The 1,206-nt window shown below is 63.5% G+C and carries 2 protein-coding genes; one reads left to right on the forward strand and one right to left on the reverse strand.

Annotation, left to right across the window (positions count from 1 at the left end):
• Nucleotides 1–487 (reverse strand): PAC2 family protein (locus tag JCM19049_RS14670; protein WP_279403304.1); only part of this gene is annotated, 487 nt, incomplete at its 3' end.
• A gap of 383 nt (nucleotides 488–870) precedes the next feature.
• Between JCM19049_RS14670 and JCM19049_RS14675 the strand changes: the two genes are divergently transcribed.
• The gene (locus tag JCM19049_RS14675) at nucleotides 871–1,149 is read left to right on the forward strand and encodes a M17 family peptidase N-terminal domain-containing protein (protein WP_054821938.1); all 279 of its coding nucleotides are present in this window, start codon (nucleotides 871–873) and stop codon (nucleotides 1,147–1,149) included.
• The last annotated feature ends 57 nt before the right edge of the window (nucleotides 1,150–1,206 follow it).

Here is a 1,206-nt window from a genome sequence, read left to right on the forward strand (position 1 = left end):
GGTCGGTGAAGGCGGCCGGCAGTTCGGCGGTCGGCGACCAGGTGGAAATCTGTTCGATCAGGTCCTTGCGGTTGCCGTGGGCGGTCACACCCACCGGACGGGTGTGCGGGACCGGCATCGGCAGCGAACTGGTGGAGACCACCGGGCCGATGTTAAAGGCCTCGATCAGCGCCAGCAGCTGGGAGCTGAGCTCTTCCCATTTCAGGTCCGGCTCAACGCCGGTGAGGAACCAGAAGTCCCGGTCCATGCCATCGGTCATCAGGTACAGCTCGATGACCGGCTCCTGGTAGGCGGCGAAGTGGTCCCCCAGGTAGGTCACCCGGGGACGCTGGGCGGAGTAGCACACCAGCTGATCGGCGTCGAAACGGGCCACCAGCTCGCCGGCCAGCTGCCCAAACAGCTCGTTGTGCACCTGGACGTGGGCGTTGCCCGCGTCGCTGGCCCCTTGAGGGAAATGTACATTCCCAGCCCCTGCAGGCAGGGTCATCGAGGTCTTCGGCCATCAGCTTCATCAACGACGAACTGGTCATTCCACCCCGATCCGAGATCAGCCGCCGGATCATTCCGACGGATCACTACTTGTCCTACCCGTTGGGCCAACGCACCGTCGTGCACGCCATGCACGTCTGCCTGCCACCCAACGATTCTTAGCAGAACCCGGGCCCCCGGGTCATACTCCAACGTCACATTCTATCTCTTCGGGGCAACAGCCACTGTGAAGTGGGGCACGCGCGGGGTGTACCTCGGCTAACATCTACTAATGGGACACGGTGCAGATGCCGCATGCCGCCACCCGCGGCGCCCCGCTCCGCCCGGTCCCCTACCCTTACAGATCCTCAAACCCTACAAAGGCTTAGAAGGAATGATTTCGTGATCAACTCCAGCGATCTCAAGCTGACCGCAATCGGAACCGACATCAAGCGCAAGAACGCCGACGCACTGGTGCTGGGCATCTACAAGAGCGATGAGAAGGTTCACATCGCCGAATCGGTGCTTGACCCCCAGACCACCGCAGAACTGGAAAAGTCCCTGGCCGACATGGGCGTCGGCGCCAAGGCCGATGAGCTGACCCGGCTGCCGGCGGTGGAGGCCTCCAAGGCCAAGTACGTGGCCCTCATTGGCTGGGAGTTGATTCGTTGCAGGAGCTGACCGACGAGAAGCTGCGCCGCGCCGCCGGTTCGGCCGCCCGCCAGCTGGGCAGCGTGA

Source organism: Arthrobacter sp. JCM 19049 (assembly GCF_001310435.1).